We start from the raw sequence: 18,865 nt of genomic DNA, 5'->3' as shown, positions 1-18,865 counted from the left end.
TGATTATTTTCGCTCCTTTTTTGTTTTTTATATAAAAATCAATATATTTGATATCTTAACCCAAAACTAAAAGTAGTGAAAAAAAAAGTACTCTTTTTATTTATCATTTTTTCTACGTTAACCTATGCGCAAAAAAATGACAGTTGGACTTTAGTTGACAAATTCAAAGTAAATCCTTCTGAAAAAATTAGAAAATCTAATTTACCATCAGACTATAAACTTTATACGTTTGATTATGTTTCTTTTGTTCAAAAATTAGTAAATGTTCCACAAAGGGATACATTTACAGGTGTGTCAAATGTAATCGTTTCTATTCCACATCCAAATGGAGAAATTGTAACGTACAGAATCGTTGAAGCTTCAACTTTTGAACCTAGTTTACAAGCTCAATTTCCTGAGATTCGTTCCTTTGCTGGACAAAGTGTAAAAAACCCAGGAGATGTCATTCGTTTTAGTGTTTCTCCATCAAATGGAATAAGCGCAATTATTCGCTCTGTAGATTCGGAAGACACTTTTATTATCGATCCTTTTTCTTTAGACAATAAAACATTTATCGTTTTTGCTAAATCTAAAGCATCAAAAAGCGGTTCATTCAATTGTTCTACTGTAGATGCTGTTAGAGAATTTGGTCCTTCTGTTGACAAAGCTGGAAACAATAATGTAGTGCTTAATAATGCAGATGATGCTAAATTAAGAGTTTTTAGAATGGCTCAATCTTGTACGGGTGAATATGCTAATTATTTTGGAGCTACAAGTTCAGCACAAGTAGCTTTAGTTATGGCTGCATTTAATGCAACATACACAAGATGTAATGCTGTTTTTGAAATGGATTTTAATTGTACTATGCAATTAATTGCTAATACAACTTCTGTAATTTATTATAATCCTGCAACAGACCCATATTCAGATTCTGCAACAGGAGCTGGTGGAGCATGGAATAATGAATTAGGAGCAACTCTTCAATCTGTTATTGGAAATGCAAATTACGATATTGGTCACTTATTTGGAGCTGATGGTGGTGGTGGAAATGCAGGTTGTATCGGTTGTGTTTGTTCTGCAGATAATTCTAAAGGTAAAGGATTTACTTCTCCTGCAGATGCCATTCCAGAAGGAGATACTTTTGATATCGATTATGTAGCTCACGAAATTGGACATCAATTAGGAGGTAACCATACCTTCTCAATGAGTACAGAAAATAATTCAGTTAATATGGAACCTGGTTCTGGTATCACTATTATGGGTTATGCTGGTATTACAGGTGCAACAGACGTTGCAGCGCATTCTATTCCAATTTTTCATGCTGGTTCAATTCAACAAATTACAAATAATATAAAAGGAAAAACTTGTCCGGCAATTGTAAATATTGCCAATGCAGTACCAGTTCCTTCTGCTCCAGCTACTAAAACATTACCAATTGGAACTGCTTTTAAATTAACTGGAACAGCTACTGATGCAAATGCTGGAGATGTGTTATCTTATTGTTGGGAACAAGTTGATGACGCTACAACTGTTGGTGCTGCAGCTTCATACCCATCTGGAACAAAAACGAATGGTGCCAATTTTAGATCATACATGCCAGAAAATGCTGGTACTCGTTATTTTCCTAGATTGGTAGATCATTTAGCTAATGGTGTTGCAGGTAATCAATGGGAAGTTGTTCCAACTATCAATAGAACTTTAAATTTCAGATTAACAGTTAGAGATAATAAACCAGGTGGTGGAAATAATGAAAGTGTAAATACGGCTGTAACTTTTGATGATACAAAAGGACCTTTTACGGTTACTTCTCAAAATACTTCAGGTATTAATTATACGCAAGGTTCAACACAAACAGTAACTTGGACGGTTAATAGTACAAATACTATGACAGGTGCTGCTAATGTAAATATTAAATTATCAACAGATGGTGGTTTAACGTATCCAACAATGTTATTGGCAAATACACCAAATGATGGTACTCAAACGGTTACTATACCAAATGTATTTGCGCCTTATTGTAGAATTTTAATTGAACCAACTGGAAATGATTTTTATGCTATAAATACTACTGATTTTGCTATTGGTTATTCTATTACTACAATTTGTACAGATTATACAAGAACATTAACTACAGGAAATATAATTACTGATCAAAATCCTTTAGCGTATCAAAACTTTGTATTAAATATTCCTCTTAATGCTGTTATTTCTGATGTAAATGTAACATCAAATGTTACTCATGGAAGAAGAAATCAATTATATGCAGGAATTAATAGTCCAGCTGGAACTTTTGTTCCTTTATTTCAGGATGGTGGATGTAATAATGCTATTTCAGATTTAGTTGGAACTTTTGATAGTGAATCAGGTACAGCGGCTGGTTGTGGTGCTGATAATAATTTTGGAACGATGCAACCTATTTCAACTTTACAAGTTTTAAACGGACAAAATGCAAACGGAAATTGGTTATTCAGAGTGGCGGATGTTACAGCTGATACAAGGGATGGAGTTTTGAATAGTTTTACATTTACAATTTGTTATAAACAAGTTGTAGAAACTCCTGTTGCTTGTGGTGCAATTACTTCTACTTGGAATGGAACATCATGGTCTAATGGTGTACCAGTAAGAAATGTAGCAGCAATTTTTGCAGGAAATTATACATCAACTGCAGATTTAGAAGCTTGTTCAGTAACTGTTAACACAGGTGTAAATGTAACTTTTGTTGCCGGACATACTTTAATTGTTGGAAATGGAGTTACTGTAAATGGTACAGGTACTTTAACAATAAATAATAATGCTGCTTTACGTCAAATTGATGCGAATGCTGTTAATTCAGGTAATATTATTGTAAAAAGAAATTCAGCGGGTATGGTTCGTTTAGATTATACAGCTTGGTCTTCACCAGTTTCTGGTCAACAATTACAAGCGTTTTCTCCAAGTACATTACCAAATAGATTCTACGAATATTTATATACAGGTACTACAACTCCTACAGCTTACCAAGTTGCTACAGCTACAAATAATTTTACAAAAGCTAAAGGATATATGATTCGTGCCGCTAATGATTGGCCAACTACATCAACTGTTTTTAATGGTCAATTTACAGGTGTTCCTTATAATGGAGATACTACTGTTAGTTTAGGAAAAGGATATAATTTATTAGGAAACCCGTATGCTTCACCAATGAATGCAACAAAATTCTTAGATGATAATCCTTCTACTGTTGGAGCGTTATATTTCTGGACACATACAGCACCTGCAGTTGGTGGTGTTTATCCTGTAAATAATTATGCTTCATTTACAAAACTTGGAGGTACAGCTTCTGCAGCTGGAGGAGCAGTTCCAAACGGAACTATCCAAACTGGTCAAGGTTTCTTTGTTTTAGCATACGATTTTGGTACAGCTAAGTTTACAAATCTTCAGAGAGTAAATGCTTCTGTTTCTACTCAATTCTTTAGAAATTCAAATAATGAAGTTGTTGAAACGAGTTCAGATCCAAGTAGAATTTGGTTAAACCTAAACGATGCAACAAATAACTATAACCAAATTTTAGTAGGTTATATGAATGGGGCTACAAACGGAATCGACTTTGCTATTGACGGAGAAGTGTTAGATAAAGAAAGTACAATGTTATACAATGTTATCAATGATACAGAATATGTAATTCAAGGAAAAGGATTGCCTTTTGCAAATACAGACGAAATTGCTTTAGGGTTAAAAGCAACTACAGCTGGAACATATAATATTTCATTAGAAAATGTAGATGGTTTATTTACAAGCCAAGATGTTTTCTTAAAAGATAATGTTACAAATATTACACACAACATTAAACAAGCTCCTTATGAGTTTACAACAACTGAAGGTGTATTTAATAACCGATTTAAATTAGTATTTACAAATACTGTTTTAGGAAATGATACATTTATTTCTGATGAAAGTGTTGTAGTATTTACACAAAATGAAGAATTGAAAATTAATGCTACACAAGAAATTGCAAGTGTTGAAGTATTTGATGTTTTAGGAAGAAACATTTACAATAATAAAAATGTAAATGAAAAAGAATTGAACATAACTTCAATCGCAAATAGAAATCAAGCCTTATTAGTTAAAATTACTTTTACAACTGGTCAATCAGTAACAAAAAAAGTAATTAAATAATATATTAGCTTTTAACATTAAAATCTCGATTCTGATATTTTCGGAATCGAGATTTGTTGTTTCTAACACATTATCGATCTTTTTTGTTATTAATCGATTTTTTAATACATTTGGAAACCAAAACCCAAATTATTATAAAATGAAAAAGAATTTACTCTTTTTATTAATCATTTTTTCTGCAATTACATATGCGCAAAAAAAGAGATTCAATAGACCATTTGCCCCAGTGCAAGAGCTAACTCCTTCAGGGCACATTAGATGTTACACTAATGAAAATGAAGCGGCATTACTAACAAAATATCCAGAAAGACAAACTAAAGAAGAGTTTGAAGCATGGATTGCACCTATCGTAAAAAAAATCAAAGAAGATAGAGAGAGTGGAAGAAATGTACAAGTCGTATATAATATCCCAGTAGTTATTCATATTGTACACAATGGTGATGCAATTGGTACAGGTGAAAATATTACCGATGCACAAGCTATTTCTCAAATTACGGTTATGAACCAAGATTATAGAAGAATGGCTGGTACTCCTGGAGGAGCTAATTCAACTGGTTTAGCTGTCGATTGTGAAATTAATTTTTGTTTAGCACAAACAGATCCAAATGGTGTTGCAACAACTGGAATTGTTAGACATAATATTGCTCCATATTCAAATAATGTTGCCAATACTGCAGGTGGTGCCGATTGGGAAACTAATGCTGATGTTGAGGCTATGAAAGCAGCAACAATTTGGGACCCTAACAATTATTTAAATATGTGGACCATTCGTCCAGGTGGATTATCACTTCAAAATGGAGGATTATCAGGATTGTTAGGATATGCGCAATTTCCAAGTTCTTCTGGATTAACAGGTTTAGCTGCAAATGGTGGTGCTGCCAATACAGATGGAGTTGTAGCAGGATATGATGCAATGGGAACCATTGCTCTAAATGATGGAACATTTATGTTAAACCCAACTTATAATTTGGGTAGAACAATGACACATGAAGTAGGTCACTGGTTAGGTTTACGTCATATTTGGGGTGATGATGCTTGTCCAGCATCTGGTGGAAATGTGGCAACAAATGAAGATTTTTGTGCAGATACACCCGCTGCTGCAGATGCAAATTATTCATGTACAGTCGTAAATTCTTGTACAGCTATTGCAGGTAATGATATGATTCAGAATTATATGGATTATACCAATGATTCATGTATGGATACCTTTACAGCTGATCAAAAAGCTAGAATGGTTGCCGTTATGACAAATTCTCCAAGAAGAAATACATTAAATGCTTCAACGGCTTGTCAGGCACCAACACCAATTATCCGTTTTACAAACCCTACCGGTTCAATAAATGAAAATACAAATTGTAGTTATACTGATGTAACATTTCCAGTTACAATTGGAAAAGCACCTTCTCAAAATGCAATTGTTACTTTTAATATTACAAGTGGTACAGCAACGCAAAATACAGATTACCAAATCGTAAATAATACAGTAACATTCCCAACAGGTTCAACAGCATCACAAAATTTAACTGTTAGAGTTTTCCATGATGGAATTGTTGATCCAAATGAAACAATAAATGTTTTACTTACATTAAATGCAAATGGTGGTAATGCTGTATTAAATGATTTAGCAAAAACAATGACAATTACTATTGTTGATAATGATTTTGCACCTACAGCTACTCAAAATAACGTATTAATTAATGAAGATTTTGAAGATGCAACAGGATGGACTTTAGTAGATACTGATGCTGATACTTGGGGATTGGTAGGAGGTACAGATGGTATTGGAACTGCTCCAAATACATTAGTTGGTACTGCAGCCTATTCAGAAAAGAGTAGAACATATTTAGGGGGAACAGGAAATGCTTCACCAAATAATTATTTTGTAAGCCCTCAAATAACTATACCAGCAGGTGCGACTTCAGCTACTTTAACATATATAGTTGCTGGATACGGAGCTAATGCGGGTAATTATTCTGCTTATTTTACAACTACATTAAATCCAACAACAGAAGCTCAAATTACTTCAGGTACAATTATTCAAGCAGCTACTACAATTTCTGCTAATAGTTCAGTTTTACAAAACATTAACATGACATCATATGCTGGTCAAACTGGACATATCGTATTTAGACATAGTAATGTTGGTGGTGCTTCAGGTTTATTATTGTTAGATTCAGTTAATTTTAATGCAATAACAAATACAAATGTTCAAACTGAAATTAATACAGGAACACCTTACACAGGAACAGTAAATGCTACAGGAACTTTCCATGTTTATGATACTAATAAAATAGTATTGTCTTCTACAAATAACGGAACATTTAATTATGGATGTGTAAACGTAACGGTTAATAGAAGTCAAACTTCTGTTGGAGCAGGTTCAGCTTCATTTATTGATACGAATGCCGCGAACAGAATCATGCCTAAAACGTATAATATTACATCTGGAAATGATACGACAACAGGTAATTATACAGTTACTTTATATTGTACAAATGCTGAAGTTACAGCTTGGGAAACTGCAACAGGTAAATCAAGAACGGCGTTACAAATGATCAAAGTAATTAATAATCCAATTTCAATAATTAACGCTTCAAATTATACTAATTATACTATTGAAGAAAAAGCCGTAACAATCGGTTCATTTGGTTCAAATATAACATTTACGGCTACATTTAATTCAAATATGTCTGGAGGTTATGCTTTAGGACCAAAAACTGGAATTGTTTGTGGAGATTTAACTTCAACTTGGAATGGATCTGCATGGTCTAACGGAACGCCAGGAAAAGTAACTGCGGTAACTTTTGCTGGAACGTATAATTCTACTGCAGATTTAGATGCTTGTTCAGTAACAGTAAATACTGGTGTGAATGTAACTTTCAATGCAGGTCATACATTAATCGTTGGAAATAATGTAACGGTTAACGGAACAGGTACATTAACAATTAATAATAATGCAGCTTTACGTCAAGTAAATAATAGTGCTAATACTGGAAATATTATAGTAAAAAGAAATTCAGCAGGAATGGTTCGTTTAGACTATACTGCTTGGTCTTCACCAGTTTCTGGTCAACAATTACAAGCGTTTTCACCAGGAACATTAGCTACTAGATTTTATCAATATTTATATACAGGTACAACAACACCAACAGCTTATCAATCAGTAACTCCAACAACAAATTTCGTTGCAGGTAAAGGATATATGATAAGAGCTTCGAATACTTGGCCAGTAACGTCAACAGTATTTAATGGTCAATTTACAGGTGTACCAACAAACGGAAATGTTTCACAAACAGTTGGTATTGGTTATAACTTATTAGGTAATCCATATGCGTCTCCAATCTCTGCCAATGCATTTTTAGGAGCTAATACTTCTATACCTACTTTATACTTCTGGACACACACAGTTCCGGCAAGTGGCGGGGTTTATCCAGTAAATAATTATGCTTCTTATACTACGTTAGGTGGTACAGCTGCTGCTGCTGGTGGATCGGTTCCTAACGGAACAATTCAAACTGGTCAAGGTTTCTTTATTAGAGCTACTGCTGCTGGTAATGCAAACTTTACAAATACGCAACGTGTTAATGCTTCGGTTTCTACACAGTTTTATAGATCAAATGGGAATGTAGTTAATACAGATGAAACGGAAAAACACAGAATTTGGTTAAACCTAAACGATGCAACAAATAACTATAACCAAATCTTAGTAGGTTATATGAATGGAGCAACTAACGCAGTAGACAATGCTATTGATGGTGAAGTGTTAGATAAAGATAATTCGATGATTTATAACGTAATCAATGATTCAGAATATGTAATACAAGGAAAAGGATTGCCTTTTTCAGATACAGATGAAATTGCTTTAGGGTTAAAAGCAACTACAGCTGGCACATATAATATTTCATTAGAAAATGTAGATGGTTTATTCACAAATCAAAATGTTTTCTTGAAAGATAATGTTTCTAATATTACACACAATATCAAACAAGCTCCTTATGAGTTTACAACAACTGAAGGTGTATTTAATAACCGATTTAAATTAGTGTTTACTAATACAGTTTTAGGAAATGATACATTTGTTTCAGATGAAAGCGTTGTAGTATTTACTCAAAATGATGCTTTAAAGATTAATACTACTCAAGAAATTGCAAGTGTAGAAGTGTTTGATGTTTTAGGAAGAAACATTTACAATAATAAAAATGTAAATGAAAAAGAATTAAACATAACTTCTATTGCTTCTAGAAATCAAGCCTTATTAGTTAAAATTACTTACACAACTGGTCAATCAGTAACTAAAAAAGTAATTAAATAATTACAAGAATTATCATTTTAAATCTCGATTCTGAACTTTTTCGGAATCGAGATTTTTTTTATGCTTAAAATTATCATAACAATTTTTAAACTTCAATCGGAATAACTATCTTTGCGGCTTATTTAAAACGAAGACAATGAGTAAATTATTAATTGTAGGAACAGTAGCTTTCGACGCTATTGAAACACCTTTTGGAAAAACAGATAAAATTTTAGGTGGAGCCGCTACTTATATCGGTTTGTCTGCTTCATTTTTTAATGTGGATTCAGCAATTGTTTCTGTTGTAGGTGAAGATTTCCCACAAGAACATTTAGATTTATTAACAAGTAGAAATATTAATATTGACGGAATTGAAATCGTAAAAGGTGGAAAAACATTCTTTTGGAGTGGAAAATACCATAACGATATGAATTCTCGTGATACGTTAGTTACTGAATTAAACGTATTGGCAGATTTCAATCCAGTAGTTCCTCAAAATTATAAAGATGCTGAAGTGGTAATGTTAGGAAACTTACATCCAATTGTTCAATCTTCAGTTTTAAATCAAATGACTGTTAAGCCAAAATTAGTTGTTTTAGATACAATGAACTTTTGGATGGATTGCGCTTTACCAGAATTATTAGACGTTATGAAACGTGTTGATGTAATTACAATCAACGATGAAGAAGCACGTCAATTATCTGGAGAATATTCTTTAGTAAAAGCGGCAGCAAAAATCCATACTATGGGTCCAAAATATGTAGTTATCAAAAAAGGAGAACACGGAGCTTTAATATTCCATAATAAAGATGTATTCTTCGCGCCAGCATTACCATTAGAAGAAGTTTTCGATCCAACAGGAGCAGGAGATACTTTCGCAGGTGGATTCTCTGGATACATTGCACAATCGGAAGATACTTCTTTCGAAAGCATGAAAAACGCCATTATTCATGGTTCAAATTTAGCCTCTTTCTGTGTGGAAAAATTCGGAACAGAGAGAATGGAAAACTTAAACAAAGAAGACGTTTACGCACGTTTACAGCAATTTAAGTCATTAACACAATTTGACATCAAATTATAAGAACAAACTATGCCTCGAATTTTCGGGGCATTTTTTATACAACAACTAATAAATAAACTGATTCTGAACTCGTTCGGGATAAACAACACAACAACAACTATGAGCGACGCTATTAAACACGAATGTGGAATTGCATTACTTAGATTATTAAAACCATTAGAATACTATAAAGAAAAATATGGTACAGCTTTTTACGGAGTAGAAAAAATGTACCTTTTAATGGAAAAACAACACAATCGTGGACAAGATGGTGCTGGTTTTGCGAGTATCAAATTTGATGTAAAACCAGGTCAACGTTACATCAGTAGAATTCGTTCGAATCAAGCACAACCAATTCAAGATATTTTTACTCAAATCAATTCAAGAATTTCAGACGAATTAGCTAAAAACCCAGCCTATCAAAACAATGTAGCGTTACAAAAAGAACATATTCCTTATGTAGGAGAATTGTTTTTAGGGCACGTTCGTTACGGAACTTTCGGAAAAAATAGTATTGAAAGTGTTCACCCTTTCTTACGTCAAAATAACTGGATGCACAGAAATTTACTTGTAGCGGGTAACTTTAACATGACAAACGTTAAAGAATTATTTCAAGACTTAGTAGATGTAGGACAACATCCAAAATTAATGGCTGATACCGTTACAGTTATGGAAAAAATTGGGCATTTCTTAGACGATGAAATTACCGATTTGTATCTAGATTGTAAAAATGAAGGGCTTTCAAAACAAGAAGCTTCTCCAGTAATTGCAGAACGTTTAAACATTGCTAGAATTTTAAGAAGAGCTTCTAAGAATTTTGATGGTGGTTATGCAATGGCCGGACTTCTAGGTCATGGTGATGCGTTTGTAGTTCGTGATCCAAACGGAATTCGTCCAGCATTCTATTATCAAGATGATGAAATTGTAGTTGTTGCTTCAGAACGTCCAGTTATTCAAACAGTATTTAATGTTGCATTTGATGATGTTAAAGAATTAGAAGCTGGTGATGCGATTATCATTAAGAAAAACGGAAACGTTCAATTTGAAAATATTAGAGAAGCTGGTGAGAAAAAAGCATGTTCATTTGAAAGAATTTATTTTTCTCGTGGAAGTGATGCTGAAATTTATCAAGAAAGAAAATTATTAGGTAAATATGTATTTCCAAATGTATTGAAGGAAATAGATAACGACATTCATAATTCGGTATTTTCTTTTATTCCAAATACAGCAGAAACGTCGTTTTACGGAATGGCAGAAGCGGCTCAAAAATTCTTAGACGATCAGAAAGTAAAAGATATTATCGCTCAAAGAAATACGTTAGATGAGGCCGGTCTTAATGCTATTTTAGCAGAAAAAGTTCGTACTGAGAAAATTGCCATCAAAGATGTTAAATTAAGAACGTTTATTACAGAAGATAGTAGTAGAGACGAAATGGTTTCTCATGTGTATGATATTACTTATGGTGTAGTAAAACCAACCGATAATTTAGTTATTATCGATGATAGTATTGTTCGTGGTACAACGCTAAAACAAAGTATCATTAAAATTTTAGATCGTTTAAATCCGAAGAAAATTGTAGTAGTTTCATCTGCTCCTCAAATTAGATATCCAGATTGTTACGGTATCGATATGAGTACAATGGAAGGATTTATTGCTTTCCGTGCCGCATTAGAATTATTAAAAGAAACAAATCAATATCATATTGTTGACGAAGTTTACAAAAAATGTAAAGCGCAACAAGGATTAAAAGATACAGAAGTTGTTAATCATGTAAAAGAAATTTATGCGCCGTTTACCGATGAACAAATTTCAGATAAAATGGCTGAAATGTTAACATCAAAAGGTATTAAGGCTGCAGTTAAAATTATTTTCCAAAAAGTGGAAGATTTACACAAGGCTTGTCCGAAAAACCTAGGTGATTGGTACTTCACAGGAAATTATCCTACACCAGGTGGAAATAGAGTTGTGAACACAGCTTTCATTAATTTTTATGAAGGAAATGGTGAAAGAGCCTACTAAAAAATGCATTTCATCGAGTATTTTAGCTGTATAACAATTTTTTTAAAATATTTAACAAAGTCGCCATACTTTAGCCTTACCAGAAAATTAGTAGGTTAAGTTTTATGGTAGATTTGGGGCAAAAAGGGTGAAACAATGTTTCACCTTTTTTATTTTACATACTTCTTAAAGCATTGATTTATAAGCAAAATACCTCTGTAACACTTGTTACGCTCTAGCAATTAATATGCGCTTAAATTTGTGTCATAATAAATACAATTATGATCAAATTAAATAAAAAGTACCTGTTTTTGTTTTTGTTCTTTTCCTATTATGGGTTTAGTCAAGATACACTTATGATATCTAAAAGTGATCTTTCTTCTCTAATTGAAAAAAATAATTTACAAGTCAAAATCGCTCAAAAGAATATCGAATCTGCTAAAGCCGATTACATTCAATCAAAAGCCGTTTTCTTTCCAAATATAAATGTTTCTCATACTGGGATTTCTACAACCAATCCTTTAATGGCTTTTGGATCTAAATTAAATCAGGAAATTTTAACAGCCTCTGATTTCAATCCGGCCTTATTAAATGATCCAGCAAAAACGCAAAATTTTGCTACAAAAGTAGAAATTCAACAACCTATAATTAATGTTGATGGTTTTTATGGCAGACAAGCGGCTAAAGCTAAAATGGAAGCTTTTCATTTGCAATCGGAACGCACTAAAGAATATCTAGAATTAGAGGTTTCAAAAGCCTACATGCAATTACAATTAGCCTATAAAGCAGTTAGTGTTTTAGAAAAAGCAAATGAAACTGGAAAGGCAAATTTAAAATTAGTGGAAAATTATTTCAAACAAGGATTGTTGCAAAAAACAGATTTGTTAAACGTGCAAGTTCGTGTAAATGAAATTACTAATCAATTGCAATATGCAAAAAGTAATGTTCAAAATGCTTCCGATTATTTAGCATTTATCTTAAATGAAGATACTCAAGGTAAAACGTACAAACCGACTGAATTATTAGACAATAAAATTGCAATTGAAGAATTACAAGTAAATCTATCAGAAAACAGAAAAGACATTCAAGCATATTCGAAATCTTCTGAAGCGTATTCGTTTATGCTTAAATCTTCTAAAATGAATTTTTTACCTAGATTAAATGCTTTTGGAAGTTATGAAATGTACGATAAAACCATTTTTGGTACTTCGGCAAGTGGTTATTTAGTAGGTGCACAATTGTCTTGGAATGTTTTTGATGGTTTCAAATCTATTGGAAAATACGAAAAAGCTAAAGCTGAATCTTTAAAAGCCGAAGCAGAAAAAGAACAATACAAGAAACAAAGTCAGTTAGAATTAAATAAAACCAACAGACAACTTAAAGATGCTGAAAACAAAGTTAATTTATCGCAATTAGCCTTTGAACAATCTCAAGAAGCATATAGAATTCGACAAAATAGATTTGCTCAAGGATTAGAAAAAACAACCGATTTATTACAATCAGAAACGCAAATGATTCAGAAAGAATTAGAATTATTGCAAGCCGTATTTGAATATAATTTCACAAAACAATACTTGCAATTTTTAACTAAATAACAATTTAAAATAATTGAAATCAGAAAATATAATTTTATGAAAAATACAATATTACTATCCTTAATCAGTTTATTTCTAGTTTCTTGTGGAAAAGAATCGAAGGAAGTTAAAAATAATGATCCTGCTATATTAGTTGAAGTAAACGGATTATCTACCAATAATTCAGAATTCATTACTGCTAGTGGAAAAACAGAAGCCGAAAGTAGTGCCAATTTAAGTACGAGAATGATGGGTTATGTAACCAAAGTACATGTAAAAACAGGTCAGAAAGTAGCTGCTGGGCAATTATTAGTAAGTATTAATAGTACCGATTTACAAGCTAAAAAAGCACAAGTTGATGCTTCCATTTTACAAGCAACTGCTGCTTATAATAATGCTAAAAAAGACTACGATAGATTTACAGTTTTATTCAGTCAACAAAGTGCTTCTCAAAAAGAATTAGACGACATGACTTCTCGTTATGAAATGGCTAAAGCAAGCTTAGCTGGTGCAAAACAAATGAGAAATGAAGTTATGGCTCAATTTTCTTATTCAAACATTACGGCTCCTTTTTCTGGAGAAATTACCAATACGTTTGTAAAAGAAGGTGATATGGCAAATCCTGGGATGCCTTTAGTAAGTGTTGAAGGTGTTTCAAGAATGCAAGTTACTGCAATGGTTTCGGAAAGTGATATTAATCAAATTAAAAACGGAATGCCGGTTAAAATTTTAGTTAAATCTTTAAATAAAGAAGTTGCTGGTAAAGTTTCAGAAGTAAGTGGTTCAGCTAAAAACACAGGTGGTCAATATTTAGTAAAAGTAACTTTAAATGGTAACGATACATCAATTTTATCAGGAATGTTTGTAAATGTTCAATTTCCAATCGCTAATAAAGTTGCAAAAGAAAATACAATCAAATCAGATAAAGTAATGGTTCCTGAAAGTGCTTTAGTGAAACACGGTCAACTTACTGGAATTTATACAGTAGCAAATGATAAAACCGCTATTTTAAGATGGATTAGAATAGGTAAAACCTACGGGAATCAAGTTGAAGTTTTATCAGGTTTAACATCCAATGAACAATATATAGTTTCTGCTGAAGGAAAATTGTATAATGGTGCTAATGTGAGTGTTAAATAATCAGTTTTAATGTCTTAACATTAAATTCTTAAACAAAAAAATCATGCAAGAAGGTATATCAGGTAAAATTGCCCATTTTTTCATAAATTCTAAATTAACCATTTTATTAATGGTCGGATTGATGATAATTGGGGTATATAGTTCGTTCTTAATTCCTCGTGAAGAAGAACCTCAAATTGCTATTCCAATGGCAGATATTATGATTGGATATCCAGGTGCTAGTCCAGCTGAAGTTGAAAGTCGTGTTATCAAACCTTTGGAAAAAATATTATCTAATGTAAAAGGTGTAGAACATTTACATAGTATGGCTATGAATGGTCAGGCTATGATTATTGTTCAATTTTATGTAGGTGAAGACATAGAACGTTCGTATGTAAAATTATATGATGAATTAGCTAAAAACGAAAATATTTTCCCAAAAGGTGTTTATAAACCTATGGTTAAAACCCGTTCAATTGACGATGTTCCTATGATGGGATTAACACTTTGGAGTGAAAAATTAAACGATTTCGAAATTCGTCAATTAGCAGAAGAAGTAACTTCTGAAATTGAAAAAGTAAAAGATGTTGCCATTACGAAAGAAATTGGTGGTAGAACGCGCGAATTAAAAGTTGTTTTAGACAAAGATAAAATGGCTGAAAACGGAGTTGATGCTCTAGGAATTATGCAAATGATTCAAGCCAATAACGGAAGTTCGCAATCGGGTAGTTTTGTTTCAAATGATAAAGAATTTTTACTTACAACGGGTGAATTTTTATCTACTTCTGAAGATGTAGAAAATTTAGTAGTGGGTGTTAATGCGAATATGCCGGTTTACTTAAAACAAGTAGCGAGTATTCAAGACGGACCATCTACTCCAAGAAGTTATGTGTCTTTCGGATATGGAAAAGCAAATGAAAAATATGCTAAAAACAAATCGGAATATCCTGCTGTTACTATTTCAATTGGAAAAGTAAAAGGTGCGGATGCCATGCAAATTGCAGATAAAATCATTGCCAAAATTGAAACGCTTAAAAAGACTTTAATTACAGATGATGTTCATGTTGAAATATCTAGAAATTATGGTGAAACAGCATCGCACAAAGTAGGTGAATTACTTACACATTTAGGTGTCGCAATTATTGCAGTAACGCTTTTAGTTATGTTTGCAATGGGTTGGAGAGGCGGATTAGTCGTTTTCTTCTCTGTTCCATTAACGTTTGCACTAACATTGTTTGCCTATTATATGTTAGGGTATACTTTAAATAGAATTACACTTTTCGCATTGGTTTTCGTAGTGGGTATTGTAGTAGATGATAGTATTATCATTGCCGAAAATATGCATCGCCATTTTAAAATGAAACGACTGCCCTTTAAAGATGCTGCTATATTTGCCATTAACGAAGTTGGAAACCCAACGATTTTAGCCACTTTTACAGTAATCGCAGCAATTTTACCAATGGCCTTTGTATCGGGTATGATGGGACCTTATATGAGTCCGATGCCAATTGGAGCTTCAATAGCAATGTTATTGTCTTTATTTGTTGCTTTAACGGTAACTCCTTATTTAGGTTATCATTTATTACACGAAAAAGAAGAACAAGAATCTAAAGCAGAACAAGGTTTAGAAACATCTTGGATTTATAAATTATACAATAAATTAGAACGTCCATTTTTAGAGAATTCTACCAAACGTAGAATGATGTTAGTGATAACTGTTGTATTGTTAGGCGGATCTGTATTAATGTTTTTTACAAAATCTGTTTTGGTAAAAATGTTACCGTTTGATAATAAAAATGAATTCCAAGTGGTTATTGATATGCCAGAAGGAACAACTTTAGAAAGAACGGCTGCTGTTACTCAAGAAATCGCTCAATATTTAACTACAGTTCCTGAAGTGGTAAATTATCAAAATTATATTGGAACATCTGCACCCATTACCTTTAACGGTTTGGTTCGTCATTACGATTTACGTGGTGGAAGTAATATGGCTGATATTCAAGTTAATTTATTACACAAAGAAGATAGAGATTTACAAAGTCACGATTTAGCAAAAGTAGTTCGACCAGAAGTTCAGAAGATTGCAAAAAAATACGGGGCAAATGTAAAAGTTATTGAAGTACCACCAGGACCACCTGTATTATCAACATTGGTTGCAGAAATTTACGGACCAGATTACAACCAACAAATTGAAGTTGGTAATCAAGTAAAAAACATACTAAATAAAACTACAGATATTGTGGATATCGATTGGTATGTAGAAGACAATCAAACGGAATATAAATTAGAAGTAGATAAAGAAAAAGCAATGTTAAACGGAATTGCGCCTCAACAAATTGTTGGAAATCTAACGTATTTGTTAAAAGAATATCCGGTTTCAAATTTATATGATGAAGATTCAAATAACAGTGTCGGAATTGTTCTTTCTTTAGATGATAAAGACAAAACGTCGCTTCAAGATATTCAAAATCTTAAGATAAAAGGAAGTCATGGAAATGTGGTTCCGGTTTCCGATTTAGTAAAAGTAAAAGAAGATGTTTTACAAAAAACGATTTATCGTAAAGATCAAAAACGCGTTGTTTATGTAACGGCTGATATGGCCGGTGAATTAGAAAGTCCGGTTTATGCTATTCTTGGTATGAATGAAGAATTGCAAAAAATGAAATTACCAGCAGGCTATAAAGTAAACGAATTATACATGGAACAACCATCTGATGAAAGTGATTTTACTGTAAAATGGGATGGTGAATGGCAAATTACTTTAGAAGTATTTCGCGATTTAGGAATTGCTTTTGGTGTAGTAATCGTAATTATCTATATGTTAATTGTTGGATGGTTTCAAAATTTTAAAACACCAATTGTTATGATGTTGGCTATTCCACTTTCTTTGGTAGGAATTGTTTTCGGACATTGGTTGTTAGATGCTTATTTCACAGCAACTTCTTTTATTGGTATGATTGCTTTAGCAGGAGTAATGGTACGAAATTCGGTCTTGCTTATCGATTTCATTGAGATCAGATTGAACGAAGGAATTCCTCTAAAACAAGCCATTATTGAAGCGGGTGCGGTAAGAACAACTCCAATTTTGTTAACAACAGGAGCGGTTGTAATTGGAGCCGTAATCATATTGTTTGATCCAATTTTCCAAGGTTTGGCAATTTCACTTGTATTTGGCGCAATTGTTTCAACTATCCTTACGCTAATTGTAGTTCCAATTATTTATTACATCACCGAAAGAAAAAAGTGGGAAAATAAGATTGAAAATAATTAAAATTAACCTTACTGTTATACAGCTTTAGGGTTACTAAATTAAATAATTATGAAAAATAGAATCATTAGAGCAATAGCAGGGAGTTTCATACTTATAAGTATCGTTCTTTCCCTTTATGTAAATCAAAATTGGTTATGGTTTACAGCATTTGTAGGTTTTAATCTATTACAATCTTCTATTACAAAATGGTGTTTGATGGAAGATATTTTAGATAAATTAGGAGTAAAAGATTAATAATAAGCCGTTCTGACAAATTACAGAACGGCTTTAATTTTTAAATGTTTTGTAACTATAGTTACAGTCGTCCTTTACATATTCATGTAATTTTATATTTCGATTAAATAAAAACAATATTAAGTTGGTTTAATTTTTCTATTAAAGTCGATTTTAATACAAATAATTAATTTAAAAACTATGTTAGAACTTATTAAACAGCCTTGGCATTGGGCAATTGCTGGAACACTTATTGGATTATTAATTCCCATTTTATTATTGTTAGGTAATATTAAATTAGGCGTTTCGTCTTCATTAAAACATGTTTGTGCCATTTGCATTCCTAAAAATATTCCGTTTTTTAACTATGAATGGAAAAAGGAAATTTGGAGTTTGTTTTTTGTAGTTGGAATTGTTTTAGGAGGTTTTATCGCTTCAGCATTTTTAGCCAATCCAAATGATATTATCGTTTCTCAAGATACTAAAAACGCTTTGCAAGAATTTGGTATTACAAATTATTCTGAGTTAATGCCTGTTCAAATTTTTTCAATAGAGAATATTTTAACATTAAAAGGACTTGTATTTTTTGTAATTGGAGGATTTTTAGTTGGTTTCGGAACTAGATATGCTGGAGGTTGTACAAGTGGTCATTCTATTTTAGGATTGTCAACGTTACAATTGCCTTCTCTTATTGCCACGTGTTGTTTTATGATTGGTGGAATTATTGTTACCAATTTAATCATGCCCTTAATTTTTAAATTCCTTTAATCATGAAAAATTTAAAATATTTATTCGTTGGAATCGTATTCGGAATAATTTTTATAAAAGCTGAAATTGTAAGTTGGTTTCGTATTCAAGAAATGTTTCGTTTTCAATCTTTTTATATGTTTGGATTAATTGGAACGGCTGTTGTAGTAGGGTTTTTATCTATTTTAATCATTAAAAAATTAAAATTGAAAACAATCGACAAGCAACCAATTACAATTGAGAAAAAAGAAAGTAATAAAGGTCAAATTTTTGGCGGATTATTATTCGGAATGGGTTGGGCGTTAACAGGAGCTTGTCCGGGTTCCATTTATGCTCAATTTGGTGCTGGTTTTTTAGTCGTAGGTGTTGTGTATTTAAGTGCCGTTTTGGGTACTTGGTGCTATGGTTACTTTAAAGATAAATTACCACATTAAAATACAAAAAGCCGTTCTAAGATA

Annotated in this window: 10 protein-coding genes; all 10 read left to right on the top strand. The window is 32.3% G+C overall.

The window, feature by feature from the left end; all coding sequences use genetic code 11:
* Nucleotides 1-75: 75 nt before the first annotated feature.
* The 10 genes from BMY86_RS07095 to BMY86_RS07050 all read left to right on the top strand — a co-directional run bounded on the left by BMY86_RS07095 (nucleotide 76) and on the right by BMY86_RS07050 (nucleotide 18,841).
* A complete protein-coding gene (locus BMY86_RS07095) occupies nucleotides 76-4,134 on the top strand; it encodes a reprolysin-like metallopeptidase (RefSeq protein WP_091466994.1) in 4,059 nt (1,352 codons plus the stop codon).
* Between the two features lie 139 nt (nucleotides 4,135-4,273).
* A complete protein-coding gene (locus BMY86_RS07090) occupies nucleotides 4,274-8,446 on the top strand; it encodes a T9SS sorting signal type C domain-containing protein (protein ID WP_091466992.1) in 4,173 nt (1,390 codons plus the stop codon).
* A 136-nt stretch (nucleotides 8,447-8,582) separates the two neighbouring features.
* A complete protein-coding gene (locus BMY86_RS07085) occupies nucleotides 8,583-9,506 on the top strand; it encodes a PfkB family carbohydrate kinase (protein WP_091466990.1) in 924 nt (307 codons plus the stop codon).
* Nucleotides 9,507-9,605: 99 nt separating this feature from the next.
* Entirely contained in the window at nucleotides 9,606-11,504 is a 1,899-nt protein-coding gene (locus BMY86_RS07080; RefSeq protein WP_091466987.1) for an amidophosphoribosyltransferase, read from the top strand.
* A 335-nt stretch (nucleotides 11,505-11,839) separates the two neighbouring features.
* Complete coding sequence (locus BMY86_RS07075; protein WP_394332565.1) at nucleotides 11,840-13,078, top strand: TolC family protein; 1,239 nt, start codon at nucleotides 11,840-11,842, stop codon at nucleotides 13,076-13,078.
* A gap of 36 nt (nucleotides 13,079-13,114) precedes the next feature.
* On the top strand, nucleotides 13,115-14,197 hold the full coding sequence (locus BMY86_RS07070) for an efflux RND transporter periplasmic adaptor subunit (protein ID WP_091466982.1): 1,083 nt from the start codon (nucleotides 13,115-13,117) through the stop codon (nucleotides 14,195-14,197).
* 43 nt (nucleotides 14,198-14,240) lie between these two features.
* On the top strand, nucleotides 14,241-17,447 hold the full coding sequence (locus BMY86_RS07065) for an efflux RND transporter permease subunit (protein ID WP_091466980.1): 3,207 nt from the start codon (nucleotides 14,241-14,243) through the stop codon (nucleotides 17,445-17,447).
* A gap of 48 nt (nucleotides 17,448-17,495) precedes the next feature.
* Nucleotides 17,496-17,681 carry a YgaP family membrane protein gene (locus tag BMY86_RS07060; protein ID WP_091466977.1) on the top strand — a complete coding sequence of 62 codons (186 nt, stop codon included), beginning with the start codon at nucleotides 17,496-17,498 and terminating at the stop codon, nucleotides 17,679-17,681.
* 180 nt (nucleotides 17,682-17,861) lie between these two features.
* A complete protein-coding gene (locus tag BMY86_RS07055) occupies nucleotides 17,862-18,428 on the top strand; it encodes a YeeE/YedE family protein (RefSeq protein ID WP_091466974.1) in 567 nt (188 codons plus the stop codon).
* 2 nt (nucleotides 18,429-18,430) lie between these two features.
* Entirely contained in the window at nucleotides 18,431-18,841 is a 411-nt protein-coding gene (locus tag BMY86_RS07050; protein ID WP_091466971.1) for a YeeE/YedE thiosulfate transporter family protein, read from the top strand.
* The last annotated feature ends 24 nt before the right edge of the window (nucleotides 18,842-18,865 follow it).

It is taken from the genome of Flavobacterium urocaniciphilum, from assembly GCF_900110615.1.
Taxonomy (GTDB): Bacteria; Bacteroidota; Bacteroidia; order Flavobacteriales; family Flavobacteriaceae; genus Flavobacterium; species Flavobacterium urocaniciphilum.
This window is presented reverse-complemented; position numbering and strand designations above follow the sequence as displayed.

What these genes read in the sequence shown, in the direction of transcription:
- BMY86_RS07055 (WP_091466974.1), top strand. Translation starts at nt 17,862, where the DNA reads ATGTTAGAACTTATTAAACAGCCTTGGCATTGGGCAATTGCTGGAACA.
- BMY86_RS07080 (WP_091466987.1), top strand. Translation starts at nt 9,606, where the DNA reads ATGAGCGACGCTATTAAACACGAATGTGGAATTGCATTACTTAGATTA.
- BMY86_RS07070 (WP_091466982.1), top strand. Translation starts at nt 13,115, where the DNA reads ATGAAAAATACAATATTACTATCCTTAATCAGTTTATTTCTAGTTTCT.
- BMY86_RS07050 (WP_091466971.1), top strand. Translation starts at nt 18,431, where the DNA reads ATGAAAAATTTAAAATATTTATTCGTTGGAATCGTATTCGGAATAATT.
- BMY86_RS07090 (WP_091466992.1), top strand. Translation starts at nt 4,274, where the DNA reads ATGAAAAAGAATTTACTCTTTTTATTAATCATTTTTTCTGCAATTACA.
- BMY86_RS07065 (WP_091466980.1), top strand. Translation starts at nt 14,241, where the DNA reads ATGCAAGAAGGTATATCAGGTAAAATTGCCCATTTTTTCATAAATTCT.
- BMY86_RS07075 (WP_394332565.1), top strand. Translation starts at nt 11,840, where the DNA reads ATGATATCTAAAAGTGATCTTTCTTCTCTAATTGAAAAAAATAATTTA.
- BMY86_RS07060 (WP_091466977.1), top strand. Translation starts at nt 17,496, where the DNA reads ATGAAAAATAGAATCATTAGAGCAATAGCAGGGAGTTTCATACTTATA.
- BMY86_RS07085 (WP_091466990.1), top strand. Translation starts at nt 8,583, where the DNA reads ATGAGTAAATTATTAATTGTAGGAACAGTAGCTTTCGACGCTATTGAA.